Source organism: Burkholderia sp. BC1 (assembly GCF_052683555.1).
In genome coordinates this window covers 1-17,664 of sequence record NZ_JBQYLP010000067.1, presented here as the reverse complement: position 1 = coordinate 17,664, position 17,664 = coordinate 1, and the positions used below count along the sequence as shown (strand labels likewise).

At 63.1% G+C, this 17,664-nt stretch carries 17 protein-coding genes; 5 read left to right on the top strand and 12 right to left on the bottom strand.

Features of this window, described 5'->3' with window-relative positions; genetic code table 11:
• The first annotated feature begins 17 nt into the window (after positions 1 to 17).
• Together merB and merE are read left to right on the top strand one after the other, a co-directional pair.
• Positions 18 to 674 carry an organomercurial lyase MerB gene (gene merB / locus ACSHSS_RS24555; RefSeq protein ID WP_027813556.1) on the top strand — a complete coding sequence of 219 codons (657 nt, stop codon included), beginning with the start codon at positions 18 to 20 and terminating at the stop codon, positions 672 to 674.
• A complete protein-coding gene (gene merE / locus ACSHSS_RS24550; protein WP_428840218.1) occupies positions 613 to 903 on the top strand; it encodes a broad-spectrum mercury transporter MerE in 291 nt (96 codons plus the stop codon). The genes merB and merE overlap by 62 nt, the downstream gene beginning before the upstream one ends.
• Positions 904 to 1,395: 492 nt before the next feature.
• Here merE and ACSHSS_RS24545 read toward each other — a convergent pair whose 3' ends face one another.
• From ACSHSS_RS24545 to ACSHSS_RS24535, 3 genes are read right to left on the bottom strand one after another with little or no spacing between them, the layout of a single operon-like run.
• The gene (locus ACSHSS_RS24545) at positions 1,396 to 1,620 is read right to left on the bottom strand and encodes a DUF1289 domain-containing protein (RefSeq protein WP_027813965.1); all 225 of its coding nucleotides are present in this window, start codon (positions 1,618 to 1,620) and stop codon (positions 1,396 to 1,398) included.
• A 3-nt stretch (positions 1,621 to 1,623) separates the two neighbouring features.
• Positions 1,624 to 2,931: a CDF family Co(II)/Ni(II) efflux transporter DmeF gene (gene dmeF, locus ACSHSS_RS24540; RefSeq protein ID WP_027813554.1), complete on the bottom strand. Its 1,308-nt coding sequence runs from the start codon at positions 2,929 to 2,931 to the stop codon at positions 1,624 to 1,626.
• Between the two features lie 9 nt (positions 2,932 to 2,940).
• Positions 2,941 to 3,213 carry a metal/formaldehyde-sensitive transcriptional repressor gene (locus ACSHSS_RS24535; protein WP_027813553.1) on the bottom strand — a complete coding sequence of 91 codons (273 nt, stop codon included), beginning with the start codon at positions 3,211 to 3,213 and terminating at the stop codon, positions 2,941 to 2,943.
• 708 nt (positions 3,214 to 3,921) lie between these two features.
• Here ACSHSS_RS24535 and ACSHSS_RS24530 point away from each other — a divergent pair.
• The 3 genes from ACSHSS_RS24530 to ACSHSS_RS24520 all read left to right on the top strand — a co-directional run bounded on the left by ACSHSS_RS24530 (position 3,922) and on the right by ACSHSS_RS24520 (position 6,254).
• Positions 3,922 to 4,062 carry a hypothetical protein gene (locus ACSHSS_RS24530; RefSeq protein ID WP_164531308.1) on the top strand — a complete coding sequence of 47 codons (141 nt, stop codon included), beginning with the start codon at positions 3,922 to 3,924 and terminating at the stop codon, positions 4,060 to 4,062.
• Positions 4,063 to 4,175: 113 nt separating this feature from the next.
• Complete coding sequence (locus ACSHSS_RS24525; protein ID WP_027813552.1) at positions 4,176 to 5,834, top strand: NRAMP family divalent metal transporter; 1,659 nt, start codon at positions 4,176 to 4,178, stop codon at positions 5,832 to 5,834.
• Positions 5,835 to 6,032: 198 nt separating this feature from the next.
• Positions 6,033 to 6,254, top strand: coding sequence for a hypothetical protein (locus tag ACSHSS_RS24520; RefSeq protein ID WP_027813551.1), 222 nt, complete (start codon positions 6,033 to 6,035; stop codon positions 6,252 to 6,254).
• Positions 6,255 to 6,820: 566 nt separating this feature from the next.
• Here the strand turns inward: ACSHSS_RS24520 and ACSHSS_RS24515 are convergent.
• The 9 genes from ACSHSS_RS24515 to ACSHSS_RS24475 form a co-directional block, all read right to left on the bottom strand.
• Entirely contained in the window at positions 6,821 to 7,423 is a 603-nt protein-coding gene (locus ACSHSS_RS24515; protein ID WP_027813550.1) for an undecaprenyl-diphosphatase, read from the bottom strand.
• Positions 7,424 to 7,454: 31 nt separating this feature from the next.
• Entirely contained in the window at positions 7,455 to 8,660 is a 1,206-nt protein-coding gene (locus ACSHSS_RS24510; RefSeq protein ID WP_046196988.1) for an MFS transporter, read from the bottom strand.
• A gap of 108 nt (positions 8,661 to 8,768) precedes the next feature.
• Positions 8,769 to 9,269, bottom strand: a complete 501-nt coding sequence (locus ACSHSS_RS24505) for a DUF2127 domain-containing protein (protein WP_034176083.1) — start codon at positions 9,267 to 9,269, stop codon at positions 8,769 to 8,771.
• Positions 9,270 to 9,332: 63 nt separating this feature from the next.
• The gene (locus tag ACSHSS_RS24500) at positions 9,333 to 12,470 is read right to left on the bottom strand and encodes an efflux RND transporter permease subunit (protein ID WP_027813547.1); all 3,138 of its coding nucleotides are present in this window, start codon (positions 12,468 to 12,470) and stop codon (positions 9,333 to 9,335) included.
• Between the two features lie 65 nt (positions 12,471 to 12,535).
• Complete coding sequence (locus ACSHSS_RS24495) at positions 12,536 to 13,603, bottom strand: efflux RND transporter periplasmic adaptor subunit (RefSeq protein WP_027813546.1); 1,068 nt, start codon at positions 13,601 to 13,603, stop codon at positions 12,536 to 12,538.
• Positions 13,603 to 14,997, bottom strand: a complete 1,395-nt coding sequence (locus tag ACSHSS_RS24490) for a TolC family protein (protein WP_027813545.1) — start codon at positions 14,995 to 14,997, stop codon at positions 13,603 to 13,605. Before ACSHSS_RS24490 ends, ACSHSS_RS24495 begins: the two co-directional genes overlap by 1 nt.
• 161 nt (positions 14,998 to 15,158) lie before the next feature.
• Positions 15,159 to 15,440: a DUF4148 domain-containing protein gene (locus ACSHSS_RS24485; protein WP_046543880.1), complete on the bottom strand. Its 282-nt coding sequence runs from the start codon at positions 15,438 to 15,440 to the stop codon at positions 15,159 to 15,161.
• Positions 15,441 to 15,564: 124 nt separating this feature from the next.
• Positions 15,565 to 16,845 carry a sensor histidine kinase gene (locus ACSHSS_RS24480; RefSeq protein WP_027813544.1) on the bottom strand — a complete coding sequence of 427 codons (1,281 nt, stop codon included), beginning with the start codon at positions 16,843 to 16,845 and terminating at the stop codon, positions 15,565 to 15,567.
• Positions 16,835 to 17,524 (bottom strand): response regulator transcription factor, encoded by a 690-nt coding sequence (locus ACSHSS_RS24475; protein ID WP_027813543.1) that lies wholly within the window; start codon positions 17,522 to 17,524, stop codon positions 16,835 to 16,837. The genes ACSHSS_RS24480 and ACSHSS_RS24475 overlap by 11 nt, the downstream gene beginning before the upstream one ends.
• Between the last annotated feature and the right edge of the window lie 140 nt (positions 17,525 to 17,664).

Genomic DNA, 17,664 nt, shown 5'->3' with positions numbered 1-17,664 from the left:
CCTGTGGGGGGACGACGATGAACCTTGCGCGCCATACGGCCGAACTGGTCGAGCGCCTGGCGATGGCCAACCAGTTGGAAGGCTTTGCAGATCTCTTTGTCGTGCTGCTGCGTGAACTCAGCAAGGGGGCGCCGGTTTCTCCGGCCGCATTGGCCCTGGCCTTGGACTGGCCCATCGAGCGGGTGAGCGTGGCACTCGAACAGGCGGTAAGCACGGAGTGGGACGACTATGGCAACGTCGTCGGCTACGGCTTGACGTTGCGTGAGACCCCGCACACTTTCGAGGTCGACGGCCGGCGCCTGTACACGTGGTGTGCCTTCGATACGCTGTTCTTCCCGGCGCTGATCGACCGGACGGCCCACGTGGTCTCGCGATGTGCCGCCACCGGCACACCGGTCTCGCTCACGGTCACGCCCACCGCGATAGAGGACATCGAGCCGACGGGCGCGGCCGTGTCGCTGATCCTCCCGCAGAACACGCCTGACATCCGCGCTGCGTTCTGCTGTCATGTGCATTTCTTTGCCTCTGCCGCCGCGGGTCAGCAGTGGGCCGCGACACGCCCCGGCATCGAGGTTGTGAGCGTCCGGGACGCCTTCGCCGTGGGCCGCGAGTGTGCCGAGCGGCTGTTGGGGGCCACCTGCCTGCGAAACGCGGGGAGCACAAACCGTGCGTGATCCAACTGCACCCGGATTAACTCGTAGCGCCCGCTGGCGCGCCTGGCTCTGGGGTGCGCTCGCGGCGCTCACGTGCCCATGCCATTTGCCGATCGTGCTGCTGGCACTGTCCGGCACGGCGGCCGGAGCACTCGTCAGCCAGCATCAGGGCATCGCCGTGGTCGTGCTGCTGGCGTTTTTTGCCTTGTCGCTCACATGGGCGCTGCGCGCGTTCCGGGCGCCCCGGTGATCTGCGCATCGGTGCGCTCAGTCACGCGTCGGGTGTCAGGCTGAGGCATGCTTCAACCTGACGTCAGGCCTGCGACCAAAGCGCGTCACGTTAGGGTTGACTTCCTCATTGGTGGACACACGTTTCTCCGTGTCGAAGACCCTAACCTGACGATCTCGCCGCTAAACGTACGAAAAAGTCCGAATCTTGACGGCACCCCTATGCGGGCGCCGCTTTTTGCGCCGTGACCATCGCGCTGGTTTGGCTCCAGCGGCGGCCTCAGAGAACATAAGGCACGTCAAGCCTGCTGCCGCGGCAGCAACGGCCTGAATTCGCGCAAGCCAGTCCTGGCGCTGCGGAAGCCGCCGGGAGTCGCCGGTCAGGTTGATATGCTCCGGGTCTGACGCCATCTGCTATAGCAACGGGGCGTCGCCGGTAGTGTTAGTGTGGCCGTACAAGGCGGCTGCGGCGCCCTTCAGGCAAGTGTGTTTCACGGCGCTACACCGCACTTCGTCATTCCGGAGTTCCAGAGCCCGTGGCGCCCCGGCCATCGCCGTGCGCCGGCCCTCGTACAAGTTTTGCCTGCTGTCGCGCGCGATCGTTGATGACCTGATGCCGCCGATGGTCCGTCATTGTCTTCCAGTTGCGGATTTCATCGCGTGTGCGCAGGCAGCCGGTGCAGAACCCTGTCCGACCATCCATGACGCACACGTCGATGCACGGTGACCTGACGGCCATCGCTCAGGCTGCGACACGCGTCGGGTTGACTTCCACCGTCACGTGCGACAAGCCCCGGAAGCGTTTGAGTGCTGCGTGATAGAAGCCAGGGCTGCGTTGCGGCTCGGTAGTCGCAACCGACACCACCGCGCCCATGTGACCGGGTCCCAGGCGCCATACGTGCAGGTCGATTACCCGGTCGCCATGGCCCTCGATCGTGCGACGGACATTGTCAGACAGTTTGCGGTCCAGATTCATGTCGAGCAAAATCCCGCCCGTGTCGCGCATCAAACCCCACGACCAGTTCGCGATCACCAGTGCGCCAATCACGCCGGCAAGCGGGTCCATCCACATCCAGCCGAACGTACGCGCCAGCACCAGCCCAATGATGGCCAGCACGGAGACGGCTGCATCCGCGATCACGTGGACGTACGCCGAACGGATATTGTGATCCCGGTTCGCAGCGGTGACTGCGTCGTCATGGTCGTGCTCATGCTCCTCGAAGGCGAGTTCGTGCAAGCCGTCGCTCAACCGGACGACGGCCTTGAACTCGTGCGGCTCCGGAATCTGGTCGGTTGACTCCAGGTAGCCGCCCCGGTCAACGAACGTGAACGCTTGACGTGCGCCGTCCGGGCGTACCGTCGTGACCGAAACCCCGTCTGCGGCCAGGCGCGAATCCTCCGTCGCCGGCGTTATGCGGAAGACGGGCGGCACGCCGTCCTCGAAAACCGAAACCTCGAACACGCCAGACGGAGTGAATATGCGCCGGACCTCATCGTCATGAGCATGGTCGCCGTGATCTTCGTCGCCATGGCCGTGACCGTGACCGTGCCCATGTCCATGCGCATGCCCGTGGCCATGACCGTGATGGTCACCGCTCAGCAGCCAGACGCTCGCCAGGTTGACCAGCAGTCCGACCACCGCGATGGGAATCGCTTCCCCGAAATGGATTGGCACCGGCGAAAAGAAACGGGATACCGCCTCATAGGCGATCAGCAGCGCAATCATCGCCAGCACGATGGCGCTGGTGAACCCCGCCAGATCGCCAAGCTTGCCGGTTCCAAACACGAAGCGCGGATCCGACGCGTGCCGGCGCGCGTAAGTGTAAGCAAGCGCCGCGATCAGCATGGCACCCGCGTGCGTTGACATGTGCAGACCGTCGGCGACCAGCGCCAGTGAGCCGAACAGACTGCCGCCAAGAATCTCGGCCACCATCATCGCACTGCAAAGCGCAATGACTGCCCAGGTCCGCCGCTCGTTCTGCGCGTGTGCCGCGCCGAGATAGATGTGATCGTGTCCGGCGCCAAAGGCTGCGCTCTGGAAATCGCTCATGTTGCCCTCTTACCTGAAATAGCTGTGGATCACTTCGATCAGCTCCTCTGTGCCGCTGACATGCCCGTGCGACGGATCGGCATCGACCAGATGAGTTCGGACATGGTCCTCCAGCACCACTGCCAGAAGACCATTCATCGCGCCACGGCAGCTCGTAATCTGCTGCAGCACCTCGGAGCAACCGCGCTCTTCCTCGAGCGAGCGCTCCACCGCTTCGAGCTGCCCCTTGATGCGGCGCACCCGGTTGAGCAGCTTCTGTTTCTCGCGAATTGTGTGGCTCATGAAAGGCATCTCCGTGAAGACTGGACAGGACTGTAGCACATTTACAAAGATATAGGGGGTATAGGTATATTATTTGGCCGGAAATTCTCCGGCATCATGCCCGTTCGTTGATCGAGTTGGACCCGTGGCGATGACCGCGTCACCCACAAAACCGCCTGAATTGGCGATTCATGGGGCCAGGATCGGCACGCAACACGAATTTTTTGCCCCCAGCTTAGATCCGGTTGACTCAGGATACCCCCACCCCCTACAATCCAACAATCTTCACGGACGGGGCAATTGCCTTGGACACCTGCAGTAGTCGACCTTTGATCCGTTTCGCTGCCTGACTGGCAGGACGTCCCCGCGCTCACCTATCAGCCGCCGTCCTGCCGTCAGGCAGACGGTGCGCGCCGCAGTAACGCAGCCCCGTGCACCCCAGAAAGCGCCATCGACCCGCGTGCTTGCGCGAAGTCAATGGCATCGTGACGCGAGTCCCACTCGCGTGCGCATCTGCTCCCTGTGAGCAGCGCGTGAACCTGTACGGGCGCATCTGGCGCCAGAAAGGAGCCGAAATGCCGGACTGTGACAGTTACCCCATATGCCGCTCATCCCTGCTTTTCATCAGGGCAAACGGGTAGCACGCACCTCACGGCGCCCATGATGCGCCGGTCTCCGTGTCTGCCCGCGCCCCACGTTTCGCGTCCTGCCAGACGCACGGAGAACATCATGAACTTTGGCCTTCTCGTGTCGCAAAACCCGCACATCGACGACTCGCGTGCCTGCTACGACACCATGCTGTCGCTGCAGCCCCGCACACCGAACCGCTTCGCTGCATTCTGGCGCTGCGTCAGCCGACTCATCTCGTAACAGGCCGTAAGCCATTTCGGCATGCGCGACGGACGCGTTTTTCCAGCGACCGGTCCGCTCGCGCATGCTTGACCGCCACAGAGTTGTTCCAGCGCAATCCGGGAACCATAAAAATGTCTACGCCAACTGATCTCTCACCACCCACGCTCGGGCGGGAACGCACCGCAGTCCTCGATTCGGCCCATCTGGGCGACATCAAGGGAGCGCTCGGCACCATTGCCCACCACGACACCGCCCCGCGCACGACATGGTGGGCGCGCTTTCGAACGTTGCTGGCTATTCTGGGCCCGGGCCTGATCGTCATGGTCGGCGACAACGACGCGGGCGCCTTCAGCACCTATACACAGGCTGGCCAGAACTACGGCACGACGCTGCTGTGGACGCTTCTGCTGCTCGTGCCCGTCCTCTTCGTCAACCAGGAAATGGTCCTGCGGCTCGGTGCGGTCACCGGCGTCGGGCATGCGCGGTTGATCTTCGAGCGCTTTGGCAAGTTCTGGGGGGCGTTCAGCGTGATCGATCTCTTCCTGCTCAACGCGCTCACGATCGTCACCGAATTCATTGGCATCACGTTTGTGCTCGACTTCTTCGGCCTCTCCCGTATCGCGGGCGTCTGCATCGCCGCAGCGCTGACGATGGCCGCTGTCAGTACGGGGAATTTCCGGCGCTTCGAGCGCTTCGCCGTCGTGCTGTGTGCGCTGAGCCTGCTCCTTGTTCCCGTGCTGGTGTCGATACATCCGCCGGTTGGCCAGATGACGCGCGACTTCTTCATCCCGAACTGGCCTGCGCACTCGAAGCTTTCGGATGTGATGCTGCTCGTCATTGGTATCGTTGGTACGACGATCGCACCCTGGCAGCTGTTCTTCCAGCAGAGCTATGTGATCGACAAGCGCATTACGCCGCGCTTCATGAAGTACGAGAAAGCCGACCTGTGGATCGGCATCGCACTGGTGCTGATCGGCGCAGTGGCCATGATGGCGTTCAGTGCCGCGCTGTTCTCGGGAAAGCCCGAATTTGGCAATTTTACGGATGCGGGCGGCGTCATCACCGGCCTTGAAAAATACGCCGGCCGTACCTCGGCCGTGCTGTTTGCGATTGCGCTCTTCGATGCGGCGATCATCGGCGCAGCGGCAGTCTCGCTGTCGACCGCCTATGCGATTGGCGACGTGTTCAAGATCCGTCACTCGCTGCATCGGGGCGTGACGGACGCGAAAGGCTTTTACCTTGTGTACTTCGGCATTGTCGCGCTGGCTGCCGTAATCGTACTGATTCCCGGTAGCCCCCTCGGACTGCTGACCGAAGCGGTCCAGACGCTCGCCGGCGTGTTGCTGCCGAGTGCTACGGTGTTCCTGCTGCTCCTGTGCAACGACAAGGCCGTGCTCGGACCATGGGTCAACTCCAGAAAGCTCAACCTGTTCACAGGGGCGGTGATCTGGGTGCTGGTGATGCTGTCGATCATCCTGACCGCGTCGGTGATGTACCCGGATATCAGCGGTGAGACGATTCTCGTAGTACTCGCGGGCGGAACCGTGCTGGCCATCGCTGGCTATGCCGTGACGGCTGCGCTGCGCAGAGGTAGCAGGGACCCCGTGGGCTCAACCCAGGCATGGCCAGAGGGCGCACGCGACACGTGGCGCATGCCGCCGCTGAACGATCTGCCGGCGCCGAACCTGACGCTGGCCAAGCGTGTCTGGATGGGAGTCCTGCGCGGCTACCTGCTGCTGGCCGTGGGGCTCGTCGTGCTCAAGGTCGTGCAGATGACCCTGTTGAAATAGCGCGCTGCATCAGTCGTTTCACGCGTGCAGCTGCACGCAGCTCAGTTCAGGGCGCGTTTGTTGTGACCCGCACCTCAATCCCGCCGGAGCATACAGCGGGACGCCCGGTGGACGCCAGATGCCGGCCGGATGGCCGTTGAGCGGGGCGCGACAGGAAATGGTAACCGCAGTGGCCGATCTTGCTGAGGAGGAATTGTCGTGAAGTACCTGAAAAACCGGGATGCAGCGTGGATCGCGATGCTTCTGGCCGGGTTTGTGGTCCTGGCTTTCATGTTCGCAGCCAGAAACACCGGCGATATCACATTGGGAGACACCTCGAGCGCGGGTGCGAGAGCGCCTGCACCGCATCAGGTTACGACCCACTGCCTGATTTACGGGAAGTACTGCCTCGGCGAGTCGTTACGTGCAAGCCAGGGCTGAGCAGTGGCGAGCCGGGTATGCCCCGGCCTCGCACCTGAACGCAGGGTGCGCGACGCGCCTACGCCTAATTTCCCGGTGCGGGTAATCGTTAATATCTGAAGCTTCGGGTATTAACGAATCACGGCCAACCCTCTAGTTCGGCCCGGCTGATGCCGTGATGAGGATCGGCCGGGATTCGTAAATTTTCGCCAGAAGCGGTTTAACGCATTGGTGAGTAAAAGAAATTCGTTGTCGTCGAAGGAGCGTGGTATCTCGCAATACTGAATTCTGGAGACTGTGCCCCCTTCGGCAAAGACATGCCCGCTCGCTCCAGGGGTTTGAGGAACCTGGCCCCCCAATGAGTTCAGGCATGGCTAACAGTACCAACGGCAACTTGGCGTCCGCGCCCACAGAAATAGCGATCGCGAGAGACGGAGCATCTGATCGCCGAAGTCGATGGCGTCCAAGAAAAGTGAGTTGAGTGATAGGGCAGCGCTGGCCCACCCGCAAAAACCGCTCGCAAGTTCGTCATAGGACTGCTTCAACCAAGGGATGTCGCGGACCTGTTTGCTGCATGTACGGCTCCGTTAAGGTCGCAGCCATCGTCGGCCAATCGGCATAGCCAATACCTTCCTGTACAAGGCAATCGAAGCCCCGGTTACCACCCTGCCCCCGACTCGCCAGAACGGGCTGCCAAGCATGTAGGCGATCCAGGCGACAATTGCCGCCCCGATCATGTCAAACGGAAAGTGCACGCCAACAAACAAGCGGGCCCACGCAACGGCGATATCGACGATCAGTGCAAGCAGTCCAAGTCGTCTTTTTCCTGCGTAGAAGAGTGTGAAAGAGATCGCAGAAAGCAATGTGGCGTGATCGCTCGGAAATGACGAGTCAGGAGCATGCGCGAGGAATGCATGCCCTATTCCGATTGCGAATGGCCGGGGGTGGTACCACACCATTCCGATCAACTGGTTAATGCCGAGTGCCAGGAAGCCAACAAAACATGCACGCAGGGCCATTTCCCGCCTCTCGTCGCCGCCCGCCAACCACAGGCAGACAAGTATGACAGGAGCCGCCCAGATAGCATAGTTGGCGATGATCACTCCCATTCCGATGAGCCAATGCGGCGTCGCTGGCGTGGCGTTGAGCACGAGAAAAATGGTTTGATTGAGCGCTTCGAGCGTTTCCATAAGAGGCTTTTGTCGTGAAGATCAGGATCGGTCAGCGGTTGCGCTTCTCCAGGCGTGGCGCGAAACGGCACATCACCAGTGGGACGACAGCCAGACCGGCTCCGGCAAAGAACGTCGCCGACGCGCCATGGCGATCCCACAGCCAACCGGCGATGACGCTCGCGACCAGCATGCAGACGCCGCTCGCGAGATTGAAAAGGCCGAACGAACTTCCGCGAAGTGTCTGCGGCGCTGTTTCTGCGACCATCGCCGCGAGAATGCCTTGTGTGAAACCCATGTGCAGGCCCCAGAGCGCAACGCCGAGGAGGACGGTGATGATCGACGCGCTCGTGCCCAGCACAAGATCTGCCGCGATCAGGAGCACGAGCCCCCAGGCGAGTAGAAACCGGCGATCGATGCGATCCGAAAGTGCTCCCGCGGGGTAGGCGGAGAGCGAATAGGCGAGACTCATGACCACCATCACGCCGGGAATCCACGCGATATTCAACCCGGTCTGCTGCGCGCGCAAGACAAGGAAGGCCTCGCTGAAGCGCGAAAGCGTGAAGGTGGCACCGATCGCGACCACGAACCAGTAGCGCTCCGGAAATTCACGCCATGCCCGCCAGTGCAGCGGGGACCGGAAGCGACGAGGCGCACCTTCACCGACCGGCTCCTCAATGCCAAACAGGATCAGGCCGACCGCGATGAACGCGGGTACGACCGCGAACCACAGGACAGTGCGAATGTGATCGGAAAACCCGAGCATCAATACGATTGCGGCAAGGGGTCCTGCAAATGCTCCGATCGTGTCCATCGACTGCCTCAGTCCAAAGCAGGCGCCACGAATCTCCGGGGGCGAGACGTCTGCGACGAGGGCGTCACGCGGCGCACCGCGAATCCCTTTGCCCGCGCGATCGACAAGTCGTGCGGCCGCGACAATCCCGGGTGTGCCGGCCAGCGGGAAAAGCGGCTTGGAAAGCGCGGCCAGCCCGTAGCCGAGCAACAACAGCGCCTTGCGTTTGCCAAGCCAATCACTTACGGGCCCCGAAAAGATCTTGACGATCATTGCGGTCGCTTCGGCTGCCCCTTCGAGCACACCCAGCGCGCTCACGCTCATGCCCATCGTGGTGACGAGAAAGATGGGCAGCAACGCATGAACCAGTTCGGACGAAAAGTCCATGAAGAGGCTGACAAACCCCAGCATCCGGACTGCACGGGGAATCGGAATGCGGTCGATGGTAGATGTATCAGGTAGCATCGTTCGTTGTCTGGAATCGGGAGAAAGCTGTTTTCTACCGGGCATCAGGCCGGTGCGGCGCCGCGGACTGTATCAGCTCCGCCCGACACGGGATCCCAGCCAGGCGCTCTACATTACCGCCTTCTGCCCGTTTCGGAGATATCGGTATTCGTGCCAGGTGAGGGCGATAACGACGATGTCCAAGGCCGTGACGAGCAACAACCAGACTGAGTGCGTGAATGTAAATCGATAGACCTGGTAGCCAATGAACAGGCCGAAAACAATCATGGAAATGGGAAAGTACCAAAGTCTCTCGCACAGCAAACCGATGATCAGCCACAGCTTGATCACGCCGTGTCCGAGCAGATAAATCGCCGCGAATTTCTGGGTGTCGACAGAAAGGTGCTGTACGGTATGAAGGAGAAAGTTGGCGACGAGATCATGGGGATCTTCCGCAAACTCATCCTGCGTGACCAAACGCACAAAAGTCAGAAAAAGCCGCTGCGGAACGAAGTATGTGACAACGCCGGCAGCGATTTCTGAAAGCGCGAAAATCGCCTTGAACCACAGGCTCAATTCAAACACCAGATGGAGCTTCTTCCCGTCAAGCAGCTTGTTCAGACCAATCACGGGGATCTCTCCAATGGTTCGCAATGCGGGTCGCGTTCGCTTCGTCTTTACCGTGACACCTCGTCACTGGCCATCGCCCGTTTCTCCTGATACCGCTGCTTGTCCGGGTTCGACCAGTTCCTCGCGCGCGAAACGCCCGTAACGCAGTGCCAAGGTGGGCAGTACGATCAGGTTCAGTGCGGTCGAGGTGAGCAGGCCGCCAAGAATGACAATCGCCATCGGCCCCTCGATTTCGTTACCCGGCGCGCCGCTCGTCACGGCGAGCGGCAGCAGGGCGAGCGCAGTCACCAGTGCAGTCATCAGGATCGGCACCAGCCGTTCCGACGCACCGCGCACCGCCGTATTTATGTCCCAGGCCAGCCGGTCGACGTGCACCAGATGCTCGTAGTGGCTGATCAGCATGATTGAATTGCGCAGCGAGATGCCGAGCAGCGTGACGAATCCCACCATGCTGCCCAGCGACAGGTTCGCGCCGGTCAGCACGACGCTCAGAACCCCGCCCACGAGCGCGAAGGGCAGGTTAATCATGACCAGCAGCACGCCGCGACGGCTCTTCATTGCGAGGAACAGCAGCAGCGCGATGCCCACCAGCGCAATCCCGCCGTATGCGAGCAGGTCGCGTTGCGACTGCGCGCGCGCTTCGCTCTCACCGCTGAAGACGGCATACGTGCCCGGCGGCATCCTGATCGCGTGATTCACACGCGCCTGTGCTTCCTTTACGAAGTCGCTGACGGGCCGGCTGCCGAGATTGACCGATACCGTCTGCACGCGCTGGCCACCGTCATGTGTGATCTGGTAGCGTCCCGCGACCTGACGGATCGTCGCGAGCGAGCCCAGCGGCACGGCAAGGCCGTCGCCATTGCGCACCATGAGCTTGCCAATGTCGCCGACGGTCTGACGCTGGGCCGGGTCGAGCACAACGGCGAGGTCATAGCTGCGGCTACCCTCGTAGATCTGGGATACGGTCACGCCCGCGTAGGCAGCCTGGAGAGCATCGAGCACCTCGACGGGCCGGAAGCCCCAGCGGCTCAGGGCGTCGGGATTCAGCCGCACGTCCAGTTCCGGAATCCCGGGCGGCGAATCCACCCGCACGCTGGCGACGCCGTGGATCGTGCCGATCAGCTGGGCGATCTGCTGCGCCGTGCGATCGATGACGTCGAGATTGTTGCCGAACACATTCACGACCACCGGGGCCGTGGTGCCCGAAATGGTTTCGTCGATCCGTTCCTCGAGAAACGTGTTGACCGAGGTGGAGAGACCCGGAAAGCGCGCCAGCGCCTGGCGAATCCGGTAGAGCGCCCAGCTCTGGCCCGATGCCCCCATCGGCTTGAGGTCGACTTCGAACTCGGAGAGCTGCACGCCGGTGGGGTCGACCACGCCATTCGCGCGGCCCGCACGCTGTGCCACGAGACGCACGCCCGGCACCTGCATCAGCGCGTTCGAGACCTGCGTGCCGATGCGCAGCGATTCGGCGAGCGAGGTGCCCGGTGCGAGCCCCATGTGAACCGTGTAGTGGCCTTCGCGCAGTTGCGGAATAAAACTCCCGCTCATGAATGGCAGTGACGCGAGCGCCGCGGCGCACATCACCGCGACGATCACCATGACCGCCTTCACATGCTGTTCGACTTTCGTCAGCAGCGCGATGTAACGCGTCTTGAGGCGCCCGATCAGGCGCGGCTCCCGCTCGGGCAAGGGTCCCTTCGCCAGCAGTGCGAGTGCCATCGCCGGCGTGAGCGTCAGGGCGACGCCGAGCGACGCGAGCACGGCGAGAATGTAGGCGATACCCAGCGGCGCAAAGAGCCGTCCACCGATACCCGTGAGCGTGAGCACGGGCAGGAAGATCAGCGTTACGATGAAGGTGGCGAACACCACGGCGCTGCGAACTTCGAGCGAAGCACGCAGCACGACCCGGAAAGCGGGCAGCGGCTGGGGCAGCGTGCGGTTCTCGCGCAGGCGCCGGTAGATGTTCTCGACGTCGATGATGGCATCGTCGACCACCTCGCCGAGCGCGATGGCGAGCCCACCCAGGGTCATCGTGTTCAGGCTGACGCCGAACGACGTCAATACGATGATCGCGACCAGCAGCGACAGCGGAATCGCCACCGCGGAAATCACGGCGGTGCGCACGTTGAGCAGGAACAGGAACAGCACCGCGATGACCAGCACGGCGCCGACGATGAGCGCGGTGCGCAGGTGGCCGACGGCGGCCTCGATGAAGTTGGCGGGCCGGAAGACGTTGGTGTTTACGTCCACACCTTGCCGGGCGAGCGCGGGTCCGAGTCCCGCGAGCGTCCTTTCGATGTCGCGCGTCACGGCCATCGTGTTGGTCCCGTACTGGCTTTCCATCACCACCATCACGCCGGGCTTGCCCATGATCGATGCTGCGCCAACAGCAGGTGCACTGCCCCAGGTCACGTTGGCGACGTCACCCACACGAACCGCCGCGCCGTTGCTGGAACGCAGCACGACACTGGCCAGTTTTTGCGGTGTCGCGATCTGGCCATCGGCGTTGACGGCGATGCGCTGGTTGCTGTTCTCGATGAACCCGGCGCCGCGCACGCCGGTGGCCTGGCGCGCCGCGGCAATCACGTCCGGGATCGACAGGCCGTGGCGCATCAGCTTCGCGGGGTCGACCTGGATCTGCAGCTGGCGCGTCTCACCGCCGAACACAATCACGTCGGCCACGCCGGGAGTGCCGAGCAGCTGCGGTTTGACCGTCCACTGGGCGATGTCGTAGAGGTCCGCGAGCGAGCGCGTCGTCGACGTCAGGCCAATGGTGCGCACGACGCTCGTTGTCGTGGTGAGCGGCAGGAGTTGGGGTGCGGTGACGCCCACTGGTAGCGAGCCCGCAAGCCCGCCGATGCGCTCGGTGACGAGCTGCCTGACCTGCATCACGTTGGCGTGGTCATCGAACACAAGCGTGACCGAGGAGAGGCCCTGCATGGACCGCGAGCGAATCGACTTCAGGCCCGTCATGCCGCCGAGGGCATTTTCAACCGGCTGGGTGACGAGGCTCTCCACCTGTTCGCTGGTCATGCCCGGAGCGGCCGTCTGCACGATGCTCATCGGCGGCGCAAATTCGGGAAAAACGTCGAGCTTGGCGCGCGTCAGCGTAAAGAGCCCGTAGCCGGCCGCCATCACGGCCAGCGAGAAGATGACGCCGCGAAAGCGCAGCGAAAAGCGGATGATCGCGTCAAGCATGGGGCGTGGAATGGGACGTGGAGTCGCGTTGTTCTGGGCAGGTCATGCACGGTACGGTCGCAGGATCAGTCATCACATTCGGGCGGATCCTTGCACGCGGTGGCGATGCCCTGAGGCTTGAGCTCTTCGGAGAGCAGCAGTTGCGCACCCTGCGTCACGATCTGGTCGCCGGCGTGAAAGCCCGACGTGACCATGAAGCCGCGGTCGTCCTCGTTGCCGGCCGGCACGTAGCGTCGCGTAAAGCGCTCGGGGGCCGTGCGCACCCAGGCCCACGTCTGGCCGCCGTACCACACCACCGCCTGCGCCGGGATCAGCAGCCCCGATACGGCCTCGCTTGACGTCGGCACGCGTGCACTCGTGCGCAGATTGGCGGGCAGCGTGGCGTCGGCGACGTAGAGCCAGGGGCTCCCCTGCACGGCCGGATCAACGAGTGGCGAGGCGGAAAGCCGTTGGGCCGGCACCACGCGGCCGTCAGCCGTATCGACGGCGATGCGCTCGGGTGGCGCCATACCAAAACTTGTGGGCAACGTGACGCGCAGCACGACAGCCTGGCCCGACTGAAGGAGCTGGAACAGCCTCGAGGCCGGTGCGGCCGCGGCATTCGCGAGCACGTCGCCGAACTGCTGCCGCATCGCGCCGTCCAGCCCGTTCAGCGTGACCCGGGCAGACTGCAGTTTCGCTTCGTCGCCCTGCATCGTCGACTGTGCAGCCTGCAGGCTCTTCTGCGAAACATTGCGGTCGTCGGCAAACAGTGTGCGGCTGCCCTGGTACTGCGTCCTCGAACTGGCCGCCTGCGCGGTGAAGGTGTCAACGTCCGCGCGCGCGCTCGCGAGCCGGTTGCGCAGATCGAAGAGCGGCTGCAGATCGATGACCATCGCGTCGGCGCTGATGCCGGACTGGCTCATGACGGCGGCAAGCGGCGCCACCTCGATGTGGCTGGCCCGTTGGGCCTCGGGGCTCACGACCACGACCGTTTCACCGTTGACCGTCTGTACGGCGGGCGTCGGAGCCGACCGGGCTGCCGTGGCGGTCGATGCACTGGCGTCGTCAAACGCCTGGTTCAGGATGTACCAGCCTGCACCGGCAGCGAGGGCCAGCGAAATGACGGAAAGTAGGATCAGCCGGAGTTTCATTATGGTGTCTCTTCACTGAGGGTATCGCTCACCGCCTCATGACCCAGGGGTTGCTGCATCGCATCTTCGAGCGCGCCAGCGGCCTGCTGGACCGCGACTACGGCGTCGAGGTGGGCGCTCTTGCTGGTCTGGTAGTCAGCTTTCGCCTGCGTGAAGGTCAGCCGGTCCGCATTGCCGCTGGCGAAAGCCGCCGCCTGGCTTTCGAGTTGCCGGCGGGCACTTGCCAGATGGGCGTCGGACAGCTGCAGCGCTTCGAGGCTCGCCCGGTAGCGTGCCAGCGCGTGCGCAAGATCGCCGAGAATCCTGTCCTGCAACGCGCCGGTACGCGTGGCAGCTTCCTTGCGCTTCGCCTCGGCTTCCCTGATGCCGCCCTGGTTCTGATCGAAGATCGGCAACGTAATGCCGGCGAGCCCGAAGCCAATCTTGTTGGTGCCCGTGTCGTACGTGTAGCCGGAGCCGAGGTGGATGTCCGGATACTGTTTCGCGACCTCGAGCTGAAGCGCCGATTCGGCCGCGGCGTAATCGGCCAGCGAGGCGCGCAGATCGGCGCGATGGAAGATCGCCGCGCGCTGCGCATCCGTTGCGGGCGGCGCAGGCGGAACCGTATCGAAGGCGCTCAGGTCGAGCGTGACGCGGTCGAGCACGGTGACCGGCACGCCGATGGCGGCAGCCAGTTGTGCGAGCGCGTCCTGTTCGGCGCTTCGCGCGGCGGCCAGCTCGCTCTGGGCCTGGGTGTCGGCAAGGACGGCAGCGTCGACGTCGGGCTGCGAGTACTGGCCGACAGCGAGGCGGTGGCGGCTCATCACGGTGATCTGCCGCTCGGCGTCGGCCTTGGCGGACAGGAAGGCCATGCGTTCGCGGGCGGCGTAGAGGGCGAGCATGGCATCCCGGACCTGAGCGCGAACGCTCCACGCTGCGTTGACGATGTTCAGCCGGGCCGCTTCCGAGAGGTGGTTCGCCTGATCGACGCGATAGCCGCGCTTGTGCGCGGTCTCGATCGGAATATCGAGCGACGGCCCCCAGGTGAAGGGCGCTCCCGGCCCCGGGTTAGGCGTGTTGTACTGGAACGGCAACTGCAGGACCGGGTTGGGAATCGCGTTGGCGACGTCGATACCGGCGTTGGCCGTGCTCCATTGCGCACGGGCAAGGTCGAGGGCGGGGCTGTAGTAGAAGGCCGCCAGGGTGAGCATCTCACGATTCCAGACTGCAGGCGGCCAGGGCGTGACGTCGTGACCGGTCTCGCGCGCCACGTAGGCCTGCAGCGCCTCGCTCGCCAGCGTGCGCTCCTCGAATTGCCGGGCAAGCTGGGCGGGGGCGATCGGCTCGGGATGGTAGGTCGTGCAACCGGCCATCCCGGCGAAGGCGATAAAGACAAACGATAATGTGCGGCGCATTCTTGCATCCCATCGGATGGTGTGCCGCCCACCCGGGCAGCGTCCGGGGCGGATGCTACGCCACCGGTTGTGAAGTTTTCGTCAAGAAGGAACGGCCAGGACGCCGCCGGGGCGGGCATGCGGTATTGACGCCAGCTCTGTCAACGCCACATGTGCCGCTCTCAGTGGTGCCTGAACAGGGTCGGGTTCGATTGCTGCCACGTTGGCGCGCCCGCCTGGGCGTTCCCGTTCATGGATGCCCCGGAACCGGAGGTGTCGCAGTTCATTTCGGACATCTTGTCGGGGTAGCTATTTCTGGGTAGACGCATCAATCCTGACTGCTCCGCACACGCCAACTGGGCACGGACCGCGGCGCGCGTCGGGCCGGGGGTTGGCTGGGCAAATGCAAGTAAGGGGGCAATCGCAGAGGATGCGACGAAGAGTGCAGCGATTAGCGATTTCATGAGCGACTCCTTCACAATCTGGTCAATATCTGTTCCGGTAACTTACGGAACAGCCCATAAGCCCATGCTACGCAGGGGTTTGTGAAGTTTTCGTCAAGAACGCATCAGCAAGCGTGCAGTCGACTCAGGTCCGGCTCGTCGCCGGCAGGCGCAGCGAGACGCAGGTGCCAACGCCTGGCTCGCTGTCGATCCGGATCGACCATCCATAGCGATCGCAGACCTTTTTGACGATCGACAGGCCGATTCCGACGCCAGGCGTCGCAGTGCGCGGCGACCCGGCCTGGTAGAACCGGTCAAAGACATGGGGGAGTGCGTGTGCCGGAATGCCTGGCCCGGTGTCTTCGATGTGCAACCAGCCGTCTGCGTAGCGAAACTGAAGGCGTCCGTGTTCGGTATGCCGGACGGCGTTGTCGATGAGGTTGGACAGCACGATCGCGAGCGCCGACCGGTTTGCCAGCACACAAACACCGCGTTCCACAGCATTGACGACCGCCAGGTCCTTTCGGGCAAAACGGTCGGCGAAACGCGTCAGCGACGTTTCAATCAGGTTCGCGAGCGCCATCGGCTCGACCTCGCGTGCCGAATCCTCTCTCGCGAGCGTCAGCAGCGCGTTGCCGAGTTCGCGCATGTTGTCGGCCGCACGCTCGATCTGCTGCAGACGTGTGCGCGACTTGCCGCTGATCGCCGGATCCTGTTCAAGCAGTTCACAGCTCGTCTTGATTGCCGTAAGCGGCGTTCGCAGTTCGTGGCTCACATTCCCCGTGAACTCCTTCTCGCGAGCAATCATGTCGGCAATGCGCCGGTGGTAGTCGTTGAAAGCCTCCACGAGCCCGACGAGTTCCGTCTCATCGTACCTGCCGGGCTGGATCGGTACCGCCCCGCCGAGCCGCAGTTCCTTGACCTGCCGCGCGAGACCGGCAACCTGCCGCACCAACAGACCCGACAGGCCGAAGGACAGCCAGATCGTGAGCAATGCAAAGACACCTGTGCCTGCCATCAGGGCATTGATGACTTCCTTGAAATGCTTTTCGTAAATACTGAAGTTGTAAACGCGGTACAGCCGCGCCGCGCCGAGCGGCTCGATCGCGACGTGGATCTCCCGTCCGTCAATGATGATTTCGTGCGTGCCGGCAGGCAGACTCCCGATCGTCACCGGCAGCGTAATGGTCCGGCTGTCCGCGCCCGAAACATAGCCATTCATTCGGACATCGAAGGGCGGCAGCAGGGACGGGTTGGCTTCGTAACTCTTGAGCACATTCGTCATGTCGTCATGGATGAGTGCCGTGATCAGCCGCTCTTCCTGTGCCTCGGCCAGTGTCCTCACGCCGAGCGCCTGGGCGACCAGCAACGCGATGGTCAGCACCGAGAAGAAAAGCGCGACCTTGAAGCGCAGGCTATTTCGCATCTTGATCAGGTGCAACGAGCCGGTAGCCGACGCCATGGATGGTCTCGACAAGGTCGGCCTCGCCCTGCTCGCTGAGCGCCCTGCGCAGGGTGTAGATGTGCGTGCGCAGTGTGTCGCTGTCGGGCAGCTCCTCACCCCAGACTTCAGATTCAAGCTCGGCGCGAGTGAACATGCGCGCAGGCGACTGCAGCAGGATGCGCAGCAACTGAAGACATTTTGGGGGAAGCTTGACCGGATGCCCGGCCCGTTCGACGGTCATCGTCGACAGATCCAGTCTTACGTCGGCGAATAGAAGATCCATGGTGGCGACCTGCCCGCGATAGCGCTTGATCAGGGCCCCAAGACGTGCACCGACCTCCTTCAGCGAGAACGGCTTGACCAGATAGTCATCGGCACCGTGCACGAAGCCCTCCAGCTTGTCGTCCAGTGCGTCCCTGGCCGTGAGCATCAGCACCGGTGTGTCCCGCCGCGCCTCTTCGCGCAACCTGCGGCAGAGCGTGAGTCCGTCCATGCCGGGCAGCGCCAGATCGAGCAGGATGGCGTCCCACGAGTCGGCGATCGCCATCCGCAGTCCTGCCTTGCCATTGGAAGCAATGTCGACCTCATAGCCGTTACCTTCGAGATAGTCGTAGAGGTTCGCTGCGATCGCGGAATCGTCTTCGACAATAAGAACCTTCATGGACTTGCGTTCGTCACGTCTCGGCTGGAAGAGAGCTTGATGCTACCGCAGACTGCGTGTACTGGAGTCGGGAAAGCCGGATAGACGATGTGGTCTGCCCCCTGAAAAGTGGTCCTCCCTGAAGTAGGCTATTGAGCCGT